This window comes from Mammaliicoccus lentus (genome assembly GCF_002902755.1).
GTDB classification, from domain to species: Bacteria; Bacillota; Bacilli; order Staphylococcales; family Staphylococcaceae; genus Mammaliicoccus; species Mammaliicoccus lentus.
This window is the reverse complement of the sequence record NZ_PPRS01000041.1, coordinates 1-20,869: the sequence shown is the minus strand read 5'-3', so window position 1 is coordinate 20,869 and position 20,869 is coordinate 1. Positions and strand designations below refer to the sequence as shown.

The 20,869-nt window shown below is 31.5% G+C and carries 22 protein-coding genes and 1 pseudogene; 16 read left to right on the top strand and 7 right to left on the bottom strand.

Going from position 1 to position 20,869, the window contains the following annotated elements; translation table 11 throughout:
• Nucleotides 1–84: pseudogene (locus CD135_RS13360) on the top strand (DUF2273 domain-containing protein); the annotation flags it as partial.
• 67 nt (nucleotides 85–151) lie between these two features.
• Nucleotides 152–667: an Asp23/Gls24 family envelope stress response protein gene (locus CD135_RS10835; protein WP_017001188.1), complete on the top strand. Its 516-nt coding sequence runs from the start codon at nucleotides 152–154 to the stop codon at nucleotides 665–667.
• Between the two features lie 112 nt (nucleotides 668–779).
• Here CD135_RS10835 and CD135_RS10830 read toward each other — a convergent pair whose 3' ends face one another.
• Nucleotides 780–1,934, bottom strand: coding sequence for an MFS transporter (locus CD135_RS10830; RefSeq protein ID WP_064205191.1), 1,155 nt, complete (start codon nucleotides 1,932–1,934; stop codon nucleotides 780–782).
• 359 nt (nucleotides 1,935–2,293) lie between these two features.
• Here CD135_RS10830 and CD135_RS10825 point away from each other — a divergent pair, with 359 nt between their 5' ends.
• Complete coding sequence (locus tag CD135_RS10825; RefSeq protein WP_017001189.1) at nucleotides 2,294–3,652, top strand: YjiH family protein; 1,359 nt, start codon at nucleotides 2,294–2,296, stop codon at nucleotides 3,650–3,652.
• 161 nt (nucleotides 3,653–3,813) lie between these two features.
• On the opposite strand, the gene CD135_RS10820 is transcribed toward CD135_RS10825, so the two are convergent.
• The 3 genes from CD135_RS10820 to CD135_RS10810 all read right to left on the bottom strand — a co-directional run bounded on the left by CD135_RS10820 (nucleotide 3,814) and on the right by CD135_RS10810 (nucleotide 5,343).
• Nucleotides 3,814–4,155 (bottom strand): heme oxygenase, encoded by a 342-nt coding sequence (locus tag CD135_RS10820; RefSeq protein WP_103269464.1) that lies wholly within the window; start codon nucleotides 4,153–4,155, stop codon nucleotides 3,814–3,816.
• Nucleotides 4,156–4,166: 11 nt separating this feature from the next.
• A complete protein-coding gene (locus tag CD135_RS10815) occupies nucleotides 4,167–4,889 on the bottom strand; it encodes an SDR family NAD(P)-dependent oxidoreductase (protein ID WP_064211661.1) in 723 nt (240 codons plus the stop codon).
• Between the two features lie 193 nt (nucleotides 4,890–5,082).
• Nucleotides 5,083–5,343 carry a SunI/YnzG family protein gene (locus CD135_RS10810; protein WP_064211662.1) on the bottom strand — a complete coding sequence of 87 codons (261 nt, stop codon included), beginning with the start codon at nucleotides 5,341–5,343 and terminating at the stop codon, nucleotides 5,083–5,085.
• A gap of 205 nt (nucleotides 5,344–5,548) precedes the next feature.
• Between CD135_RS10810 and argF the strand changes: the two genes are divergently transcribed.
• Complete coding sequence (argF, locus tag CD135_RS10805; RefSeq protein WP_103269463.1) at nucleotides 5,549–6,568, top strand: ornithine carbamoyltransferase; 1,020 nt, start codon at nucleotides 5,549–5,551, stop codon at nucleotides 6,566–6,568.
• 55 nt (nucleotides 6,569–6,623) lie between these two features.
• On the opposite strand, the gene rarD is transcribed toward argF, so the two are convergent.
• Both rarD and hutG read right to left on the bottom strand, forming a co-directional pair.
• Nucleotides 6,624–7,538: an EamA family transporter RarD gene (rarD, locus tag CD135_RS10800; RefSeq protein ID WP_103269462.1), complete on the bottom strand. Its 915-nt coding sequence runs from the start codon at nucleotides 7,536–7,538 to the stop codon at nucleotides 6,624–6,626.
• A gap of 3 nt (nucleotides 7,539–7,541) precedes the next feature.
• Nucleotides 7,542–8,531: a formimidoylglutamase gene (gene hutG, locus CD135_RS10795; RefSeq protein ID WP_016998973.1), complete on the bottom strand. Its 990-nt coding sequence runs from the start codon at nucleotides 8,529–8,531 to the stop codon at nucleotides 7,542–7,544.
• A gap of 159 nt (nucleotides 8,532–8,690) precedes the next feature.
• Between hutG and CD135_RS10790 the strand changes: the two genes are divergently transcribed.
• Nucleotides 8,691–9,389 (top strand): hypothetical protein, encoded by a 699-nt coding sequence (locus CD135_RS10790; RefSeq protein ID WP_103269461.1) that lies wholly within the window; start codon nucleotides 8,691–8,693, stop codon nucleotides 9,387–9,389.
• 282 nt (nucleotides 9,390–9,671) lie between these two features.
• Complete coding sequence (locus CD135_RS10785; protein WP_016998975.1) at nucleotides 9,672–10,163, top strand: metal-dependent hydrolase; 492 nt, start codon at nucleotides 9,672–9,674, stop codon at nucleotides 10,161–10,163.
• A 136-nt stretch (nucleotides 10,164–10,299) separates the two neighbouring features.
• On the opposite strand, the gene CD135_RS13045 is transcribed toward CD135_RS10785, so the two are convergent.
• Nucleotides 10,300–10,452, bottom strand: coding sequence for a hypothetical protein (locus tag CD135_RS13045; protein WP_016998976.1), 153 nt, complete (start codon nucleotides 10,450–10,452; stop codon nucleotides 10,300–10,302).
• Between the two features lie 181 nt (nucleotides 10,453–10,633).
• Between CD135_RS13045 and CD135_RS10780 the strand changes: the two genes are divergently transcribed.
• The 10 genes from CD135_RS10780 to CD135_RS10735 all read left to right on the top strand — a co-directional run bounded on the left by CD135_RS10780 (nucleotide 10,634) and on the right by CD135_RS10735 (nucleotide 20,471).
• Nucleotides 10,634–11,821: a UTP--glucose-1-phosphate uridylyltransferase gene (locus tag CD135_RS10780; RefSeq protein ID WP_103269460.1), complete on the top strand. Its 1,188-nt coding sequence runs from the start codon at nucleotides 10,634–10,636 to the stop codon at nucleotides 11,819–11,821.
• A gap of 13 nt (nucleotides 11,822–11,834) precedes the next feature.
• Nucleotides 11,835–12,533, top strand: coding sequence for a PAQR family membrane homeostasis protein TrhA (gene trhA / locus CD135_RS10775; protein ID WP_016998978.1), 699 nt, complete (start codon nucleotides 11,835–11,837; stop codon nucleotides 12,531–12,533).
• A gap of 10 nt (nucleotides 12,534–12,543) precedes the next feature.
• The gene (locus CD135_RS10770; RefSeq protein ID WP_103269459.1) at nucleotides 12,544–12,786 is read left to right on the top strand and encodes a hypothetical protein; all 243 of its coding nucleotides are present in this window, start codon (nucleotides 12,544–12,546) and stop codon (nucleotides 12,784–12,786) included.
• Between the two features lie 258 nt (nucleotides 12,787–13,044).
• Complete coding sequence (locus CD135_RS10765; protein ID WP_103269458.1) at nucleotides 13,045–13,452, top strand: TipAS antibiotic-recognition domain-containing protein; 408 nt, start codon at nucleotides 13,045–13,047, stop codon at nucleotides 13,450–13,452.
• 178 nt (nucleotides 13,453–13,630) lie between these two features.
• Nucleotides 13,631–15,223, top strand: a complete 1,593-nt coding sequence (locus CD135_RS10760; protein WP_258027597.1) for an amidohydrolase — start codon at nucleotides 13,631–13,633, stop codon at nucleotides 15,221–15,223.
• A gap of 3 nt (nucleotides 15,224–15,226) precedes the next feature.
• On the top strand, nucleotides 15,227–16,558 hold the full coding sequence (gene sdrM, locus CD135_RS10755) for a multidrug efflux MFS transporter SdrM (RefSeq protein ID WP_103269456.1): 1,332 nt from the start codon (nucleotides 15,227–15,229) through the stop codon (nucleotides 16,556–16,558).
• 42 nt (nucleotides 16,559–16,600) lie between these two features.
• Nucleotides 16,601–17,068 (top strand): SepA family multidrug efflux transporter, encoded by a 468-nt coding sequence (locus tag CD135_RS10750; RefSeq protein WP_016998983.1) that lies wholly within the window; start codon nucleotides 16,601–16,603, stop codon nucleotides 17,066–17,068.
• A gap of 70 nt (nucleotides 17,069–17,138) precedes the next feature.
• Entirely contained in the window at nucleotides 17,139–18,608 is a 1,470-nt protein-coding gene (locus CD135_RS10745) for an MDR family MFS transporter (protein ID WP_103269455.1), read from the top strand.
• 138 nt (nucleotides 18,609–18,746) lie between these two features.
• A complete protein-coding gene (locus tag CD135_RS10740) occupies nucleotides 18,747–19,808 on the top strand; it encodes an Mrp/NBP35 family ATP-binding protein (RefSeq protein WP_016998985.1) in 1,062 nt (353 codons plus the stop codon).
• Nucleotides 19,809–19,823: 15 nt separating this feature from the next.
• Nucleotides 19,824–20,471: a KinB-signaling pathway activation protein gene (locus CD135_RS10735; protein WP_103269454.1), complete on the top strand. Its 648-nt coding sequence runs from the start codon at nucleotides 19,824–19,826 to the stop codon at nucleotides 20,469–20,471.
• Nucleotides 20,472–20,869 lie beyond the last annotated feature (398 nt).

Here is a 20,869-nt window from a genome sequence, read left to right as displayed (position 1 = left end):
GTCCTATGTTTAATAGGTATAGGACTAGGGTACATTAAAGACTGTACTCAGCAGTTTTTAAATTTCTTAAACCGAATAAGTTAAACTGCATTATTAAATAAATAAAGAAACTATAAATTAAATTAAACTATTTTAAGGGAGAGATTCTATTATGGCAAATTTAGACAACAATAAAGCAAAAAGTAGTTACAATGAACAAACTGGTGTAAATGATCAAGTACGTGAAAACCAACAACAACAGCAAGAACAAGTTCAAGAACAACAATTTTCAAATACATTATCATTCTCTGATGAAGTAATAGAGAAAATTGCTGGTATTGCTGCTAGAGAGGTAAGAGGTATTTTAGATATGAAAGGCGGCTTTGCTTCTAGTTTAACTGACCGTTTCACATCTGGAAACAATGTAACACAAGGTGTTTCTGTAGAAGTAGGAGAAAAACAAGCTGCTGTAGATTTAAAAGTTATTTTAGAATATGGTGAATCAGCTCCGAAAATTTTCAAAAAAGTTGCTGACTTAGTAAAAGAACAAGTTAAACATATGACTGGTCTTGAAGTTGTTGAAGTAAACATGCATGTAGATGATGTTATGAGTAAGAAAGAATATGAACAAAAAAATTCTTCGAATGAAGATGGTCAATCACAAGGTAATAACAAAGAATTACAATAATGAATAAAAAACAGGCTGGGACATATCAATGTCTCAGCCTGTGTCATGTTTGTCAGGGGCGAGACTATGAAATCTTTTTTTGTAAATAAGATTTCTGTCTTCCTCCCTTTTTTTATACTATTTTTGGTTGTTTTTTAATTGTTAAACATATCAATAAAGCGATAAAGCTAAGCGCTCCAGCTACATATAAACTTGAAACTACATTAAAGTAAGTTACAAAAATACCACCTAATAATGAGCCAGCTCCGATACCAGCGTTCAAGCTAGACATATTCCAACTCATCGCTGCACTAGTATCTCCTTCTATTTGAGAAATAATACCTATTTGAACTGGTGGGTTAGAACCCCATTGTACGATATTCCAAACGAATACACCTATTAGAGTGATGATTAATATAGGTAAGAAAGATTGGAATATAAACATAAGTACTGTATATGTACTTAATGATATGATTAACCAGTTTTTACTACCTATAGCATCAGTAATATAACCGCCCAAAGATGTACCTAAAATTGCTCCGATTCCTGCGACTAATAGTACAAGAGAAACAATATTTAAGTCATAACCATATATAGATAATAATGGGCTAATATATGTGATAACAACATAGTTTGCAGCAAGTATTAGAAATGTAATGCTTAAATATTTGACTACTTCTAAAGGCTGTAAGATCTTATAACTATGATTTTGAGGTGTAGGCTCATCAGCATTATTTATTTTGTCACTAGAAATATTAATAGAAATTAGAATAAATGCTACTACGCCAACTAAACAAATAAATAGAAATGTCATTCTCCAACCAACAAGGTCTCCGATCTTAGTACCTAAAGGAACACCTAAAACGTTTGAAGCGCTAAAACCTGTATAAACAAGACCTATCATTTTCCCACGTTGACTTGGTTTTGAATAAATAACAGTTAAAGCTAAAATTTTAACAACAATGATTGCAGCAGCGGCAGATGATAATACTCTCCCAATCACTAAAATTGTAAAATTAGGTGAAAATGCGATAATCCCGTTACCGATAATAAATAAAATCATGCTAATCATTAATACTAATTTAGGTGAAAAATTCTTTGTAAGCTTAACAAGTATCGGACCACTAATAGCGAATGTTAATGCATAAACAGTTACAAGTTGTCCTACAATTGCTTCTGATATATTCATATCTGCACTCATCAGTGTTAAAATACCAGCAATCATCAATTCAACCATTCCTACTACAAAAACACTCAACATAAATGTGACTAATCGTGATTTTGACATTTTATTACTCCTTCTTTTTTACATATAAACATGATTATAACAGTGTGATATGCAAAAATACAGACAAAATTTAATAACCGGACGATTGAGAATTTAACTCATAATATATGTATAAAAATATAGTAGAACATGATTAAACAAGGGTTAATATACGTGAAATATACAAATTATTGAATGATTAAAATATATTAGTAACTTGAAATAAGACTATTTAATTATAAATAGTCTTATTTATTATATATTCTCCCGATTTTTAATGACAGCGCTTACAAAAAAATATATAATAAAAATAGGAAAGAATAGGATTGAATATTTATAAAATATTGTGTATAGTTAATCTTGCGTAAAGGAGCATACATATGAAAGAAACAAGTGTTTTAGTTGGTAGATTAAAATTTATAATATTATCGTTACTAGGAATTTATTTATTTTTAATACCTGTCTCAGTAACAGATGAGGACGGGAAGACTTCAACAAGTCTGCCAGTAGCGTTTTTAGCTAATAAAACTTTAGAGTTTTTAGGCAATTCATCAGGATTAATTATCATGTTATTAATATCAGTATCTGCGATATTAACGATTATTTATTCTACAGTATTCAAGACTTCTACAAAACGTACTATCACGAATGAACTTTTTAATGTTAATTGGATTTGGGTAGTTATTAGAATTTTAGGAGCACTGTTTGCAATCTCGGTATATTTTAATGTCGGTCCCGGGGTTGTGCTTAATGAAAATACTGGGGTAATGGTTTATAACGACTTATTACCAACATTATTAGCGGTATTTTTCTTTGCTGGATTGTTTCTACCATTATTAATGGATTTTGGTTTATTAGAATTTCTAGGCCCAATGTTTGCGCCAGTTATGAGACCATTATTTAAATTACCAGGTAGATCAACAGTTGATAATTTAGCTTCATTTATTGGAGATGGAACAGTAGGGGTTATGATTACGAGTCAACAATATGAACAAGGATTTTATACAAGACGTGAAGCGACAGTTATTGCAACAACATTTTCAGTTGTGTCAATTACATTTGCTATTGTTATTGCTCAAACGATAGGGCTTGTAGACCACTTCTTTAAATTCTATTTATCTGTAATTATAGCTTGTGTTGTAGCCGCATTTATTATGCCAAGAATATGGCCACTTAAACAAATACCGGATCAATATTCAAATGGTAGTACTGAAAAATTAAATGAAACGATTCCTAAGACACACAATCCATTAACATGGGGTTTTCAACAAGCCACTGATAAAGCAGTTGTGTCTCCAGGATTAAAACAATTTTTCATTAATGGTATAAAAACTGTATTAGATATGTGGTTGGCTGTATTGCCAGTCGTTATGGCTATCGGTACATTGGCTACAATTGTAGCAGAATATACACCGTTATTTAGTATATTAGGTGCACCGTTTGTACCATTATTAGAATTAATGCAAATACCTTATGCACATGAAGCTTCAGAAACTTTATTAATAGGGTTTGCTGATATGTTCTTACCATCATTATTAATTAGTGATGTGCCTAGTGATATGACAAGATTCATCGTCGGAGCATTGAGCATCTCGCAATTAATCTACTTATCAGAAGTAGGGGGCGTTATTTTAGGATCTAAAATACCAGTCAGTTTAGGTAAGTTATTTATGATTTATATTATACGTACAATCATTGCATTACCTATTATTGTTATCATGGCTCATATATTCTTTTAATTAAAAGAGAGTGCTGAGAAATCTCATTTTGGTAAAAAGATTTTGTATGCCCACCTCAGCAAGGATGCCTATATAAATAAAAAGTCCGAGACATTTATAAATGTCTCGGACTTTTTATTATGAATGCTTATGCTTTATTGTGCATATAAGGCTAATTATTTTTATTTAGGGTCTAGTGATGTTTCAACTTTAGCAATTGCGAGTTCAGAACCTAGCATTGGTGAATCGCTTTGTTCATTCTCGGATTTATCATCTTCTGGTTTATCATCACGATTATGTGCTTGTTTAAAAGCATCACTTGTCTTCCAAGCTTCGAAGTCTTCTAAAGTTTCCCACCACATATTTACATGTAATAAATCATGTTCTTCTATATCTTGCATATTCCAAGTTTCAACTTTAATGAAACCTTTCATTTCTTGTAATGCGCCACCTTTAGTAAACATTGGTGCTAATTTTTCTGCATAGCCTTTTTTCATTTTAATTCTATTCGTTACAACATACATCTAAATCACTCCTATTGTTTTGGTGTTGGGTTTGTAGCCCAAATTTGTGCTGTTTTCATGAAAGTTCTAGGTTGAAGTTTTAACTGAGATACAACGACATCTGCCACGTCTTCTGCATGTGTCATCGTTTCTTCTTGTAACTTAGGTTCTCCAATTAAATCTGTGAGAACAGCTGAAGGTGTTAAATAAGAAACTCTAATATTATGTTTTCTCATTTCTTGCATAATTCCTTCAGTCATTCCAATGACTGCATATTTTGTAGCAGCGTAAATACTGCTTGTAGCATTAGCTTTAAGTCCTGACATTGAAGCGATATTTATAACATCTCCGCTTTTTTGTTTAACTAAATAAGGGAGAGATTCTTGTAGTACATAGTATATTCCTTTGACGTTAGTATCAAAAAGTTGGTCAAACTCTTCTTCATCTACTTCTAAAAAAGGATTGTTTTTCATAACGCCTGCATTATTAATAACAATATCGATAGAACCGAGTGCATGGTGAGCATCTTCTATAAATTTTTGTACATCATTTTTGCGAGCAATATTAGCGTCTTTATAAAATATATTTACATCAAAATCTTTTAGTTCATCAGCAGTTTCTTTTAGAGTATCAAGATTCCTACTTGTGATTGCAATATTAACACCTTCACGTGCTAAAGCAATTGCGATAGATTTACCGATTCCTCTAGAACCGCCTGTGATAATGGCGTTTAAGCCTGATAAACTTCTTAACATAATTGGCATCACTCCTTAACTCTATGTTAGCACGCTATGAAAAAGTAGCATAATATTTTAACTACTTAAAAAGGAGAGATACAGAAATTTTATTTGAAAAAGATTTCGTCGCACCCCCCCAGTCATCTACTGCTATTACAATAAATTAGGCTGAGACAAAAATATGTCTCAGCCTGTTTATTATTTCTAAGTATTATTTAGTTAATTCGTTATAAATTTTCTTATCGGCATGTGTATATATAATGTATTCTTTATCGTCTGTATTAATAATGACACGATTTGTTTTACCAAAAGTTGAACCAATTCTTACAACGTGATCTTGGTCTTCATTAGACAATGCATGAATGTCTTGATCTTCCTTAACCTCTTTGATTTCGTCATTTGGAATAGTAATGTCAGCTACTCTCCAGTGAATATGAACTTGATTATTATCCTTTGATACTCTCATTGCCATATCTAACACATCCTTTTGTTTGATAGCTATATCATAACGTATTATGAATTCGTTTTCAATAGAAAACAGTAAAAATGTGTTACCTTTTTAAAACAATGTGTCATACTAATAAAATAAGTATTTTTATGCAATATACTGTATAACTATTTACATTGTGCAAAAAGTATTATATGATGTTATTTATAAATAAAAAGGAGTTGGTTTCATTGGGACGAAGTTATCAAAGTTAAAAGATTTATATCAGACAAGTTTTTTAAAAGAGGTTGATTTTTCTAAAGATGAGTTAGAACAACTTATTGAATTAGCTGAAGAATTAAAATTCAAGGAGAAACATCACATACCTCAACGTTTTTTAAATGGTAAACATATTGCTTTATTGTTTGAACAACAATCAACTCGTACACGCGCAGCATTTACTGTAGCAGCTACTAAAATGGGGGCACATGTATCTTATCTCGGTAAAGAAGATTTACAACTTGGCAGAAAGGAATCAATTGAAGATACTGCAATTGTATTAGGGTCTATGTTTGATGGGATAGCCTTTAGAGGTTTTGAACAACATACTGTTGAAGATTTAGCTAAATTTTCTAACGTACCAGTTTGGAACGGTTTAACAAATGAATGGCATCCTACTCAAATGTTAGCTGATTTCTTAACTATCAAAGAATATTTTGGTACTTATGAGAATAAGACAGTTACGTTTGTAGGCGATGGACGTAATAATGTTGCTCATTCACTATTAGTTACAAGTGCAATATTAGGCGTTAATATTCATATCGTAGCGCCGGTAGAATTACAACCAGAAGAAAGCGTACAACAACAAGCGATAGAATTAAGTGAGTTATCTGGAAGTGAAATATTGATAACAGATAACATTCAAGAGGGTGTATATGGCAGTGATGTAATTTATACAGATGTATGGTGTTCGATGGGTGAAGAAAATCAATTAGAAGCTCGTTATGAATTGTTAAAAGATTACCAAGTAAACCAACGATTAATTAATTTAACAGAACAGCCAAATACTTTATTTTTACATTGTCTACCTGCTATACACGACTTAAACACAGAAATGGGCGAACTTTGTTTTAATAAATTTGGTGTAACAAATATGGAAGTAACTGACGATGTATTCAGATCAAGTTATTCAAGAGTATTTGAACAAGCCGAAAATAGAATGCATACTATAAAAGCTCTCTTAGCAGCAACATGTGGAGAATTGTATTAATAATTAAGTTTAAATAATCGATAGTATGGTTAAATAAAAAATCGTTTCGCTATTTCTAACGAAACGATTTTTCTATTTGTTTTTTATTAGTTTTCTTCATTTCCATGTATTTCGAGTAACTATATATGATGATACTAATCCATATAAAAATGAAAGTAATAAATTGATTAATATCAAAATGTTCATTTAAAAGGAATATACCTAAGAAGAACATAATGGTCGGTGCAATATATTGTAAAAATCCTGTTAAAGATAATGGGATTTTTCTTGCGCCAGCACTAAACAGTACAAGTGGAGTAGCTGTTACTACACCAGCTAATAATAACCAAGCGCTAGAAGTATTCATACCAAATGTAATATTATTCGTTTCAGATAAATAATAGATATAAATCAATGCAGCAGGTAAAGTTACAATACATTCTATTGTAATACTACTGAAAGCATCAATATCTACTACTTTTTTAATTAATCCATATAGCGCAAATGAGACAGCTAACAAGATGGATACTGTTGGAAATTCTCCAACTTGAAACGTCATAAATAGTACACCTATGAAAGCAAGTATAATCGCAATCCATTGTGCAATAGAAAATCGCTCGCCTAAAAATATAAAAGCAAATAATATACTGACTAATGGATTTATATAATAACCTAAACTAGCTTGTAGCACATGATGGTTATTAACAGCCCATATAAACGTACCCCAATTTAATGTAATAATATATCCGGCTGCTATGATAGCGATTAGCATTTTTTTGTTTTTGAATAACTTTGTTGTCGCATTTTTAAACATATTTAACTGTCTGGTTACTGTCAATAGTATAAGCATAAATACTACTGACCAAAGAACGCGGTGTGCAAGTATTTCAAATGGACCGATCTCGTCAACGAGATTCCAATATAAAGGCAGCACACCCCATATAGTATAGGCTAACCCAGCTAATAGTATGCCTTTTTTATTTTCTGACATAAATTAAGACTCCCAATGTGACTGAACTACTTCAGCTTGGTCGTGATAAATGTTCGATGCAATATTAGCTAAAAGTCTAGCTGTGCGATTATCTATATCGAATCTAGGTGATAATTCTGCTATGCTTATACTCGTACTTTTATTTGAATTCGTAACTAATTGTAGAATAGTTTGTACAATTTGAGGTTGTAATCCCATAATGCAAGGAGCGCTTACAGCAGGGGCATAACTTACATCAATTGAATCTGTACACAATGTAATCATAATTTCATCATATTCTTCTATAAAAGAGCTTATAGAGGTGATTGTCTCAATTGAAAGATGACTTCTTAATTCGTCTTCAAGAATATATCGAACGCCGTATTCATCAGCTCTTTCAAAAAGAGCTTTTGTATTACCATTTTTCTGAATGCCTAGAACAAAGTAGCCTACTTGATCATCTTGGTCCAATATTTGTTTAAACATTGTTCCTGAAGATGGTTGTTTATCATAATCTCTCATATCAAAATGAGCATCAATATTTATTATGCCTATTTTTTTGTCCTTATTTGCTTTTCTAACACCTAAATAGTGACCATATAGGATTTCGTGACCACCGCCTACAAGTACAGTGTAATGGTTATATGGAAGAATTTGAGATAATTTGTCTCCAAGTTCAGCTTGAGCTTCCTCGAGTTTAGTTTTATGACAAACGACATTACCGTAATCTGTTAAGTGTAAATATTCGTTATGAATAGGCAAGGGACTTAATGCTTTTCTAAAATGTTTCGGTCCATCGACCGCTCCTGTTCTTCCATTATTACGAGCGACACCTTCGTCACATTCAAAACCAATGAGAGCCATATTAATTTGATCGTCAAACTCTTTTATTGGTTCAATTGCTTCTTGCTCTAAGTTAACTGTGTCTATAATTTGATGATATCTAAAAGCAGAACGTAAAGTTTCGCTATCTGTTCTACCAGTCCATTCATCTTTGTTGACAGCTTTATACATAACAAATACCTCCTTGGGATGATACAATTATTTTTACTAATATTAGTTTATCATGTATGATATTCTTATGTTTTAATTAATGCTCAATTATTTTATAAGAAAGAAGTGTCTTTTATGAGTAGCAAGGAAAATAAAGCAAAAAGGCCCAGGAGTGATTCTATGAAATGGATATATGGTCTCTTAGCAGTTTGCTTAATGTTTCTAGTAGCATGTGATAATGAAACTTCTACGAATACAAATAAATCAAACCAAGACGAAAAAACTTCAGAAACGAACGCAAATAAGAAAAAAACAACGGAAGAAAAGACGACTGAGAAAAATAGTAGTCAAGAAACAGAAACGAACGAAAATACAAATCAGAATAATAATGAAGCTATTAATAACGAAAATGAATCATCGGAAGAAATTCCGATTGAAGAAAATGTTAATGGTGTTAAACCGAATCGTAATTCAGGGGAAAGTGAATTTGATACTGAGACTTATTCAAAAGCAAGAAATTGTTTATTGAATCAAGGTGATTTTCAAGCGGAGTGTGATGAAGTTGAAAACACAATTGAATTTACTCGAGCTTGGCAAAATTTAAGTCATGATGGGTATTTATGTAATGATGAGGGCTGTCAATTACCTGAAGAAAATCAGGACACTAATGAAAACAATCAACAACAGTCTCCTAACGAACAGAGTAATCAATCGAGAGATAATACTCCAAGTCAGGAAATACCTTCTTCAGAAGATGACTCTAATAAACAATCTCATGAAGATTTGAATAGACAAAACAGCAATAATGACTCAGAGCAAGAACCCAAACAGTCTAATCTGCAAAATAATCAACAAAATGAAAATAAAGCAGCAAGTTAATGATTAACCAAAAAGCGCTCGTCAATTTTGACGAGCGCTTTTTGGTGTGAAATAAGGGGGTTATTTCAACAATGGTATAGGGTTATGTTTAATATGACTTACACTGTTATTGTACCAAGTGTTATATAGAAATCAATGAATATGTGATTTAATTCACATAATTGTCAATAAATCTTTTCTACCGTGATTTAAATCACAACAAAGTCACAAAGTGTTCGTATACTTGTTCGCTTTATTATGTTAAAATTAATAAAGAAATTTATAGAAACGAGGAAAACTAATATGACGGGAAAAACACATCTAGCTTGCGGTATATTCATCGGGTCATCATTAAGTATTTATTATGGAGAGGATATCTTTACGTCTTTTACAATTGTCAGTTTATGTGGAGTGGCTAGTTTAGTACCAGATATTTGTCATTTTAAAAGCAATATAGGTAGAAAGCTTTTTCCTTTAAGTTTAATTATACGCACAATTTTTGGACATAGGACTTTTACACATTCATTACTATTTCTATTTTTAATATTTTGGGGGTTAAAGGCAATTGAAGCTCCTGAGCCATATTTAGTATCTATTATAATGGGGATGCTATCACATATTATTTTAGATATGCTTACACCTAGAGGCGTAAAATTATTCTATCCAATTAATATATCTGTAAAAATGCCCTTTGTATTTAGGACAGGCGGAGTAGTTGATTTAAGTCTTTCAACAGCATTTACCGCTATTACAGTGGTATTATGGTGGAAAGATATTTATAGATTATTTTTATAAAAATAAATATTTAAAAGTGAAGGGAGTGGGGTGGGAATCTCCTTTTAGTAAAAATATTTCATAGTCACCCTTGCCTATATTAAAGAAACAGTCCGAGACATTTATATATGCCTCGGACTGTTTTATAATACTTATGTTATTTACTGAATTTGTCTTTAAGATCTTTACCTTTGTCTTTGGCAAAATCTTTACCTTTTTCAGTATACTCGTCTTTGTTTTTGTCTACCTGTTCTTTACCTTTGTCAACTGCTTGATCTTTTGCGTCGTTAAATTTGTCTCCTAAACTCATAATAAAATCCTCCTTGACCTATTAGATATAGGATTATTTGTGTTATAGAATCTACACATTATATATCATACCCATATTTTACTTCTGTAATCATTTAAATTTTAATTATTTTATGATATTTTTAGACAAATCATTCTAAAGTCGTATAATGATAATGAGTCAAATTTTGGAGGTATTATAAATGCTAGATGAAACAATCTTAAAGCAACACGGGCAAGGTCACATTTTAGAATATTGTAAAATGATGAGCCAAAGCGAAAAAGAACAGCTACACATAGATATGGACAGAATAGATCTAGATGAAGTAGATAAATTATATGAAGATGTTTATGTAAATAGAAAAATGATTGAAATAGCAGATGATGTAGAACAAATTAATTATGACATTAAAGAAAACTTACCTGAAGAAAAATTAGCAGAGTACCGCTCATTAGGTTTAAGTGCAATTAAAGAAGGTAAATTTGCAGTTTTACTTATGGCTGGTGGCCAAGGCACGCGTTTAGGTCATAAAGCACCTAAGGGCACTTTCTCATTTAATGATAAAAGTTTATTTGAAAGACAAGCAGAACAGTTAAATAAATTATTCGAAGAAACTGGAACACCTATTCATTGGTACATCATGACGAGTGATATTAATCATAAAGATACACTATCTTTCTTTTTAGAAAATAATTATTTTGGTTATGATGAATCTTATATCCACTTTTTCAAACAAGACCATGTTGTAGCCCTATCAACAGAGGGGGAACTTGTATTAGATAAAGATAAACATATTATGCGTACCCCGAATGGAAACGGTGGCGTTTTTAAATCATTAGAAAAAGCTAATTTATTAAATGAAATGAAAGACAATGGTGTAGAATACTTATTCTTAAATAATATTGATAATGTGCTAGTTAAAGTATTAGATCCAGAATTTGCCGGTTTTATAAAAGAAAAGGATTGTGACATTACAACTAAATCAGTACAAGCATATCCAGACGAAAAAGTAGGTCGTATAGTATCTATTGATGATAAAAAACAAGTCCTTGAGTATTCAGAATTACCTGAAGGTGAGGTAAATAAATTAGAAAACGCTAATATTGGAATTCATGCCTTTAAATTAGATTTCTTAATTGAAGCGGCTTCTAAACCACTTCCTTATCACTTAGCGATTAAAAACCTTAAGCAAATAGATGAAGATTTTAGTGTAATAGAAAAAGAAACTTTAAAATTCGAGTTATTTTATTTTGATATTTTCCAATATGCAAATTCATTTGCTACACTACAAGTAGATAGAAAAGAAGAATTTAGTCCATTAAAAAATAAAGAAGGAAAAGATAGTATAGAAACAGCACAACAAGATCTAGAAGCAAATCAATTATTGTAAAAGAGGTAAGTGAATGGAACAGTCTAGTAATGCAAAATCTCATCACAAAAAAGAAGGAAAAGTGAAAGAGGCCTTTAAAGATATTATGCCTCTTTCCTTTGGAGAAGAAGTGGGAAATGCAGTATCACATGGAGTACCAGCTTTTATACTGTTATTCTTTTTACCATATGCAGCAGTTGCAAGTTATATACAAGATGGTGCACTAAAATCAACAAGTGTGTCTATTTATATTATTAGTATCATGCTTATGTTCTTATCATCAGCAGTTTATCATTCTATGTCTACTTCGTCTCCGCAGAAATATATTATGCGAATTATAGATCATAGTATGATTTACATTGCAATATGTGGAACATATACACCTATCGCATTGTCTCTAGTAGGCGGATGGTTAGGTTGGGTCATAATGGGTGTCCAATGGGGCATAACAATATGGGGCATAGTTTATAAATCTACTGCTAAAAATGTTAATCATAAATTGAGTTTATCAATGTATTTAATAATGGGATGGATGGGTGTTCTTATGCTACCGTCTATTATTAATAAAACATCTCTTCTATTTATGTTATTTATACTTTTCGGTGGTATTAGTTACACAATTGGTGCATGGTTCTATGCACAAAAAGATAAAAAGTATTTCCATATGATTTGGCATTTCTTTATATTGATTGCATCCATATTTCATTTCATTGCAATAATGTACTTTATGTAGGAGGTAAGTCATGAATTACCGTTTGTATTATATTGTTTTGACAATTATTATAATGATTCAATGCTATTTCTTTTATTACTTTGTATTTAGTGATGGTAGAGCAAGCGGTTTACAATTCATGGGTGTCATTTCCCTTATATTTGGTCTTTGTTTACTTTATGTCATGATTTTATTGATCAAACATCAAAAAAGAAATAACCAACAAAAATTTAATGAACATATAAAAACCGATGAAGATAGACGATTAAAATAAAATATAAAATATTAATGAAAAGGTCTGAGACATAAAAATTGTCTCAGACTCTTTTGTTATATTGGCAGTAGCTGACTGGAAAATGCGCTTATATTAAACTTTTCAAACCTAGTCATCCTTGCCGGAGCGGGACTACGGAATCTTTTTAAAAAATAAGGATTCTGTCCTGCTCTCCTTTCTTATTTTTCATTAACTTTTTAAAAAATGGGTAAAACATATATATATAAGCTATTTTTGAAATAGAAGGGGGCTTTAAAGATGACAAAAGAAAGAAAATATGAAGCGTTCCATCGAGAGGTACTTAATGAAAATGAAGAAAAACAAGGCGAGCAAGTAGAAGAAAGATTTGGTCACGAGAATATCGATCAGGCGGATGATAAATATGTAGATATGTCTCAAGATGAAATTCAAAGCAAAAATGAGATAGAAAATGACTTGTTTAAACAACTGGATGAAATTATTGATAATGGAGCTACTTTAGAAAGACAGCAAAAAGCAACAGAATTACACAAAGAATGGTTAACATATAGCTGGCCGACTTATACAGAAGAAAGACATCTTGAAATGGTGGAGATGTATGATGAAGATGCAAGATTTAGAGAGTATTTCGGGGAAGAAAGATCAAGAGTGCTTATCACAGCTGTTAGGCATGTACTAGAAAATTAAACAAATTTAAACCAATTAATAAACTTGATTACTTGGTGTTCAGCTTTTAAAAAGCTTTTAACTATGCTGAACGCCAAGAATGATTGTTATTTTAATTGGTTTTATTATTTTTATCGTTGTATTTTTTTTGGTTTAATATGTAGAATTAGCGTAAGAGCAATTTTACAAGGAGATGGATATGATGAAAAAGCTTTTCAAAAATGGCACAATCTATACAATGATAAATCCTGATGATACATATAAAGGCGTAATTGTTAATCAGAACAAGGTTGAAAAAGTTTTGGACCAAGATGATTTAAATCGAATAAATGAAAAAGAATACGAAGTTATTGATTTAAAAGGCGAAACAATGTTTCCAGGGTTTGTGGAAACGCATATCCATGTGATGGGAACTGGTGTATGGTTGTCTTCCGTAATTTTAAATGGAGAAACGAATATTGAGGAAATTAAAAATAAAATCAAATTAAAAGCTGAAAAATTATCTGAAGGTGAATGGCTTGTTGCTGAAGGCTATGATGAAAATTTACTTGATGGTATACGTTTGAATAAACATGATTTAGATGAACTATGTAAAGAGAATCCTGTTATCGTAAAACGTGTATGTAGACATGCTGCTTTTGTTAATTCTAAAGCTTTAGAATTATTAAATATTGATCATCATATTCAAAATCCTGAAGGTGGATCATATGAAAAAGTAAACGGCGAGTTAACAGGGTGGATATACGATACTGCAATGGAACCTTTTGAAGAACTTTCCATGACTGAAGATGAAAAATCTTTAACTAGACATTTAACAAATGCTGTTGATTATTTATATCAATTTGGCGTGACTGGCGCACATACTGAAGATTTAGGTTATTATAATGATTATAAAGATGTATTAAACGCATATAAAACAGTTATAGGAGATAAACAACATCAAAAACCATTTAAAGTTAGACTGTTAAGACATTTTAGTGTGTATGAACAAATGATACAAGACGGTGCTACATTTGTAGAAAATTGGCTAGAGCCAGACGCGATGAAGTTTTACGCTGATGGGGCATTCGGTGGGAGTACAGCATTAATGAAAGAACCTTACTCGAATGATCCGAGCGGGGAAAATTATGGTCTAGCTATTTATACACCGGAAGCTCTAGATGAGAAAGTAAAACTTGCAAGAAAGCATAATGGTGCTATAGCTGTTCACATGATAGGAGATAGGGCTTGCGAAATGGTATTGGATGCGATAGAAAACAATCCAGTTCCAAACGGCTTAAGAGACCGTTTAATCCATATTAGTACGTTAAATGAAGAATTATTAGAACGTGTTTCAAAATCACCTGTTATATGTGACGTTCAACCACAATTTATAACAAGCGATTTTCCATGGGTTGAAGACAAAGTAGGTTCAGAAAGAGCGAGGTATTTATATCCATTTAAATCAATGTTGGAACGTAATATTATAATAGGTGGAGGTTCAGATGCTCCGATAGAAATACCTAATCCAATTTTAGGGATTCATGCTGCTGTTAATAGACAATCATATGGACAAGATGGTGCATATTTTATTGAGGAGGCTTTACCTGTTTTTGATGCAATTGGTCTTTATACAACTCAGGCGAGTAAGATAGCTCAAACTACTGAGAAAACTGGGTTGATTAAAGCAGGTTATGAAGCGGACTTCACAGTATTAAATAAAAATCCATTTGAAATTGATAAAAAAGAATTAGCTACAATTCAGGCAACAAAAACAGTTGTAAATGGGGAAATTGTATATGAAAGAGAGTAAATTATGACTAAAAATAAAGGCATTGTATTAGCGCTTGTATTAATCATGTTTATGAGCGCTATTGAAACATCTATTGTTTCTTTGGCTACACCAACGATGCAAAAAGATTTTGGTATTGGTACAGAAGTAGCATTGATATTTACTGTTTATTTAATGGCAGTTGTATTCATGACACCAATAGTTGGTGAGTTAGTAAAGAGAATAAATATTAAGTATGTTGTTTTACTAGGTATCTCCACCTTTATTATAGGTAGTATACTTTGTGGACTTACAGAAATAACGCAAAGTTTTACACTTTTAGTTTTTTCTAGAATTATTCAAGGTATGGGAGCAGGTGTGATGATGACACTTGGCCAAGTCGTTCCTAAACTTGCTTTCCCTATACCTAGAAGATATAAAGTGATGGGAATAGTAGGAAGTGTTTGGGGTATTTCTAGTATTGTAGGACCATTACTTGGTGGCGCAATATTAGAATCCTTAAACTGGAGTTTCTTATTCTATATCAATATTCCAATCGCTCTTATTTCAATGTGGCTTGTTATTAAGTATTTTAATTTTGAACAAGATACAATTGAAAAAACGAGATTGGATTATAAAGGCCTAATTGTATTCTATGGAGCTGTTGCTAGTTTCTTGTGTATTGTTTCTGAACAAGTTCCTTCCATAGTAAGAATACTAAGTATTGTTACTTTAATTGTTTTTATATTTTTACTATTTAAAGTTGAGAAGAAAGTTAAAAATCCATTTGTTCCGATAGCATCTATTAATAAGAAAATAATACTCGTATTATTTACAGATTTGATTTATTCAACAATGCTGATGGGATACACTATATTTATGCCTATATACCTACAAAATGAACAAGACTTTACGCCATTGCAAAGTGGACTACTCATTTTCCCTATGTCTGTAGGTTGGCTAATTATTACTTTTGTTTTAGGTAAATTAGATAAGTTGGCTTTGAAATTTATTTATATGTTAGCTTTCTTAGCAATGTTTGTAGGGGCGTTTGCCATCCTAACAGGTGTTGAAATGATTGCTATTATACCTTTTGCTGTATTTGTAATGGGAACTTCATTTGGAACGGTATATACAAAAGATGTCGTAATTGTTCAAGAAGAGTCACCACCTCAACATTTAGGTTCAATGATGTCTATTTATACATTGTTCAAAACAATTGGAAGTACAACAGGTTCATTAATTGTTGCATCTATATTTGCATTAAACGTCCCATTTTTAGTATATGGTATTCAAAATATTATGTTATACATCATGTTAATTGTAGTGATATTAACATTTGTATGGGCGATTATTTTTAAAGAAGTTAAAAGTTAGATTTAATTTGTATGTAAACATATTTAAAAGGAGTAGCGCTTTATGAGAAGAAAAAACAAACGCTTTGATATTTTTCATTTGCTAGCGATACTAGCTATCGTAGGTATATTTACTATATCTGGTGCTATATTTATCGTGCTACTTTCCTTTGGTATGTTTGGATTAAGCAGAATACTTATATATTATGGTTTAGCAGAGTTTAACTATAATAAAAGCATGATTGACAATTTAATTTATTACGGCAGTTATATACTATTCGGATATTTCACTTTAGTAGCCATTGAATTGTTGCTAGATAGGTTTAAAACCAAATTAAATGATAACCCTTATTTTAAAGGTATGACATTTCACTTATTAACGATATCGGTGAGCACCGTTATGTTTTATTTTTGCGTTCATATTTACTATTCTCAAATTAAAATTGATTTTTGGGTGATTTTGATCATAATCACGATTCTGTACATCTGTACTGAAATATTCTATCCAGAAAGTAAAAATTTAAATAAATAGAACGTTTATTTTGATTTCCGAAATAAATTAGTGCATAATAGCCAAGGTATATTTAGAAGGAGATGAAACCATGGACGTTCAGGATATTTCAAAAGGTAAAAGAAATTTAGTTGTCGCTGTCATGTTAGTCAGTGCTTTCGTGGCTATTTTAAACCAAACTTTATTAAACACAGCGATACCTGAAATCATGGTGCATTTAAATATTGATGCTAACCAAGGGCAATGGTTAATGACAGGATTCATGCTAGTCAATGGTGTTATGATACCTGCCACTGCATTTTTAATGGACAAATTTAATACGAGACCGCTTTATTTACTGGCGATGCTATCGTTTACGGTAGGTACTGTAGTTGCTGCTTTAGCACCTACTTTTAGTGTTTTAATGTTAGCAAGAGTACTTCAAGCGATGGGCGCAGGTGTTATGATGCCACTTATGCAATTCGTACTATTTAATTTATTCCCTAAAGAAAAACGTGGTTTTGCAATGGGAATGGCAGGTCTTGTTATATCATTCGCACCTGCAATAGGACCAACTTTATCAGGTTACTTAGTTGATAATTTTAGTTGGAGAAGTCCGTTTTATTCAATCATTCCATTTGCAGTAGTAGCATTGAGTTTTGGAGCGAAATATTTAACTAATATTTCTAAACCAAAAGATGTTCATTTAGATGTACCATCAATTATATTATCAACAGTAGGGTTTGGTGCCCTCTTATATGGATTTAGTAGTGCAGGATCGATGGGCTTTTCATCACTAACTGTTATTGTTTCATTAATAATAGGTATAGTGACAATCGTAATATTCCTAACAAGACAATTAAAATTAACAAATCCATTATTAAATATCAGAGTGTTTAAATATAAAACATTCGCTTTAACTACAGTTATTAGTGTATTTACTATGATATCTTTAATAGGACCATCTTTATTAATGCCAATGTATATGCAAGATGCTAGAGGATATTCAGCGCTCATTTCCGGTTTATTATTATTACCTGGGGCAATTATTACTGGTGTAATGTCACTTGTAACAGGTAGATTATTTGATAAATATGGTGCTAAATGGTTAGCGATAACAGGTTTTACAATTATAACGATTACAACGTTTATGCTGGCATTTATGAGTACAGACACTTCATTAGTATATTTAATTGTAGTATATACTATTAGAATGTTCGGCGTATCGATGATAATGATGCCTGTAAATACAGCTGGTTTAAATGCAATACCAAACGACTTATTATCACATGGTACTGCTATGATGAATACATTACGTACAATTTCTGGTTCGATCGGTACAGGTATATTAGTAACAATTATGTCAATTGGTGCTAAAAACTTTAACCCATCAAAAGAACAATTTGAAGCGGCAAGTGCAGGAAATAAAGCTGAGATATTGCAATCTCAAGCAATGATACACGGTATTAATACTGCATTCCTAGTATTAACTGTAATTGTATTTTTTGGTATAGTACTTTCTATGTTTATAAAAACAGAGAACAAACACCAAAATACAAGAATTCCAAATCATTCAAATTAAATTTAAAAGAAGCAGGCTGAGACATTTAATTAATGTCTCGCCTGCTTTTTTTGAACAATAAACTAACAATTAATCTATATTTTTTGTTACACTGAATATGATACGAATAGATTAACAAGAAGAAGGGAAGTAGTAGCATTGTTATCTGTAGAACAGGTTAAAGAATTAGTTGGGGAGTTACACGACCCGATAGTAGATGTACCAATTAAAGAAACTGGTGGAATTGTAGAAGTTAGCGTTAAAGAAGAAAAAGAACACATTAGTGTTAAAATAGCGATTGCCAAGATGGGTGGACAACCGCAACTTGATTTACAAATGGAAATTGTAGACCTATTAAAAGACAACGGTGCTAAAACTGTTGGAATACGTTTCGATGAATTATCTGAAGAAACATTAGAAAAATTCAAAGGAATAATGGAAGAACAAACAATAGAAGGATTATTATCTAAAGATAATCCGGTTGAATTTATAGCAGTAGCTTCTGGTAAAGGTGGAGTTGGTAAATCAACTATTGCCGTAAACTTAGCAGTATCATTAGCAAGACAAGGAAAAAAAGTTGGTCTTGTAGACGCAGACATTTATGGTTTTAGTGTACCTGATATGATGGGTATTCAGGAAAAACCTGAAGTAGAAGGGGAGCATATCATACCTGTAGAAAGAGAAGGCGTTAAAGTTATTTCTATGGCTTTCTTTGTTGAAGAAAACGCACCTGTAATTTGGAGAGGTCCAATGCTAGGTAAAATGATTACTAGTTTCTTCACAGAAGTTAAATGGGGAGAATTAGATTATTTAATCTTAGATTTACCTCCAGGCACAGGCGATGTGGCACTCGACGTGCATACGATGTTACCTTCTAGTAAGGAAATAATAGTGACAACACCTCATCCAACCGCAGCATTTGTTGCAGCAAGAGCTGGAGCTATGGCTAAACATACCGAACATACAATACTAGGTGTCATAGAAAATATGTCATATTTCCAAAGTAAAGAAACTGGAAATAAGGAATATGTGTTTGGTAAAGGTGGCGGTGCTAAATTAGCACAAGAGTTACAAACGCCATTATTAGGAGAATTACCGTTGAGTCAACCAGAATGGAATGAAGAGAATTTCTCTCCTTCTATTTATGGTTCTCATGAACCACTAGGCAAAATTTATGATCAAATAGCTGAAAATGTTATTGATATTACAACGGAATCATAATACGGAGGTAAGTTAGTGACTCTTAAATATTTAATACAATTTTATAGGAATACTCTTTTAATCGGTGTAATTGTTACATATATATCTTCATTGATATTTGGATATGATAAAGTAACTAAATATTTAGTCGCTGGAGAAGTTGGCGAATTTGTAGCAGCATCGATATGGTTTGTTGTTGTAGGCTTACTGGTTGCAACAATAAGTCAGCTAGCATATTTTATTTATTTGTTTATCAATCAGTTAGGTATAGGCATATTTGGTAAGATATGGCCACATGTACAAATCGTTGTAACTGTATTTGCGATTTTTGACCTCGTTTATTTTAGATTTTTAAGATTTGGTGGCACGGATCAAATTATTTCATTCATATGGTTACCTATTGTTGTAATTATTTTTGCAATTATTACAAGTAATATCAAAAACAAACAATCTAAAAAGAACTTATGGATTCCTTCTATGTTCTTTATGATAGTTATGACAACTGTAGAATTAATCCCATTTTTAAGAGTTGAGGATACTAGTTGGATTTATTTAACGATATTTGGACTTTTATTATGTAATTCATATCAATTAATAATGTTACCCAAATATAATGAACTATCTTTGGAAGAAAGAAAAAAGAAAGAAAAAATTAAAGGTACAAGTAGCAAAAAGATGAAATAGAGAAGAAAAACACAAATTTATGGATGATTTACAATCCGAATTTGTGTTTTTTAATTTTTTGTAAAAATTTTAAAGAATATCGTTGACTTTTTATTGGCCACTTGATATTATATAAAAGTCGCCGAAAACGACAGGCGAAACACACAAAACAATAAATAAAGTTTTTATTGAAAGTGTAAAATTGACTCTTGTTAAGACGTTGTAAATGCGATATATTTATAAACGTGTTAAAAAATAGTTAAGAAAAATAAGTTGAAAACAATCTTTGTTTTTAGTACAATATTGTTTGAACATTTATTTAAATGAACATTGAAAACTGAATGACAATATGTCAACGTTAATTCCAATAATTGAGTACTGAAAGTACTTCAAAGAGTGATTGGCTTAACCAATCAACA

Bases quoted from the DNA above. Each gene is read 5' to 3' on its own strand.
- CD135_RS10835 (WP_017001188.1), top strand. From the start codon at position 152: ATGGCAAATTTAGACAACAATAAAGCAAAAAGTAGTTACAATGAACAA.
- CD135_RS10830 (WP_064205191.1), bottom strand. From the start codon at position 1,934: ATGTCAAAATCACGATTAGTCACATTTATGTTGAGTGTTTTTGTAGTA.
- CD135_RS10825 (WP_017001189.1), top strand. From the start codon at position 2,294: ATGAAAGAAACAAGTGTTTTAGTTGGTAGATTAAAATTTATAATATTA.
- CD135_RS10820 (WP_103269464.1), bottom strand. From the start codon at position 4,155: ATGTATGTTGTAACGAATAGAATTAAAATGAAAAAAGGCTATGCAGAA.
- CD135_RS10815 (WP_064211661.1), bottom strand. From the start codon at position 4,889: ATGTTAAGAAGTTTATCAGGCTTAAACGCCATTATCACAGGCGGTTCT.
- CD135_RS10810 (WP_064211662.1), bottom strand. From the start codon at position 5,343: ATGGCAATGAGAGTATCAAAGGATAATAATCAAGTTCATATTCACTGG.
- rarD (WP_103269462.1), bottom strand. From the start codon at position 7,538: ATGTCAGAAAATAAAAAAGGCATACTATTAGCTGGGTTAGCCTATACT.
- hutG (WP_016998973.1), bottom strand. From the start codon at position 8,531: ATGTATAAAGCTGTCAACAAAGATGAATGGACTGGTAGAACAGATAGC.
- CD135_RS10790 (WP_103269461.1), top strand. From the start codon at position 8,691: ATGAAATGGATATATGGTCTCTTAGCAGTTTGCTTAATGTTTCTAGTA.
- CD135_RS10785 (WP_016998975.1), top strand. From the start codon at position 9,672: ATGACGGGAAAAACACATCTAGCTTGCGGTATATTCATCGGGTCATCA.
- CD135_RS13045 (WP_016998976.1), bottom strand. From the start codon at position 10,452: ATGAGTTTAGGAGACAAATTTAACGACGCAAAAGATCAAGCAGTTGAC.
- CD135_RS10780 (WP_103269460.1), top strand. From the start codon at position 10,634: ATGCTAGATGAAACAATCTTAAAGCAACACGGGCAAGGTCACATTTTA.
- trhA (WP_016998978.1), top strand. From the start codon at position 11,835: ATGGAACAGTCTAGTAATGCAAAATCTCATCACAAAAAAGAAGGAAAA.
- CD135_RS10770 (WP_103269459.1), top strand. From the start codon at position 12,544: ATGAATTACCGTTTGTATTATATTGTTTTGACAATTATTATAATGATT.
- CD135_RS10765 (WP_103269458.1), top strand. From the start codon at position 13,045: ATGACAAAAGAAAGAAAATATGAAGCGTTCCATCGAGAGGTACTTAAT.
- CD135_RS10760 (WP_258027597.1), top strand. From the start codon at position 13,631: ATGATGAAAAAGCTTTTCAAAAATGGCACAATCTATACAATGATAAAT.
- sdrM (WP_103269456.1), top strand. From the start codon at position 15,227: ATGACTAAAAATAAAGGCATTGTATTAGCGCTTGTATTAATCATGTTT.
- CD135_RS10750 (WP_016998983.1), top strand. From the start codon at position 16,601: ATGAGAAGAAAAAACAAACGCTTTGATATTTTTCATTTGCTAGCGATA.
- CD135_RS10745 (WP_103269455.1), top strand. From the start codon at position 17,139: ATGGACGTTCAGGATATTTCAAAAGGTAAAAGAAATTTAGTTGTCGCT.